This window comes from Shewanella litoralis, from assembly GCF_009828585.1.
GTDB classification, from domain to species: Bacteria; Pseudomonadota; Gammaproteobacteria; order Enterobacterales; family Shewanellaceae; genus Shewanella; species Shewanella litoralis.
In genome coordinates, this window is the sequence record NZ_WSRZ01000154.1 from 1 (window position 1) to 284 (window position 284).

Genomic DNA, 284 nt, shown 5'->3' on the forward strand with positions numbered 1-284 from the left:
CGGTGGTAGCCACTGCTCATAGGCTCGCCAGACTGATATGGATTTTATTACAAAAACAAGTGCCTTATGCTCCGCAATATACTGCAAATCAAGGAGCAAGCCATGGTACTTGTTAACCCCGTTGTAGCTATCTTGCTGAGCTCGGTCTGGCCAAGGGTAGTTAACCCGAGTGGGTGATAAGAGCCGCGAGATAGCGCATTAAATACTCACCAGGGTTGTTGTTATTGATGAAGAAATGGCTCAGTCCAACCAGTGCTAGCCCGAATAGGCCAAGGATAGGAAAA

The 284-nt window shown here is 47.5% G+C and carries 1 pseudogene; it reads left to right on the forward strand.

From position 1 onward, the window contains the following. Positions 1-116, forward strand: a pseudogene (locus GQA99_RS20460) (IS110 family transposase); the annotation flags it as partial. Between the last annotated feature and the right edge of the window lie 168 nt (positions 117-284).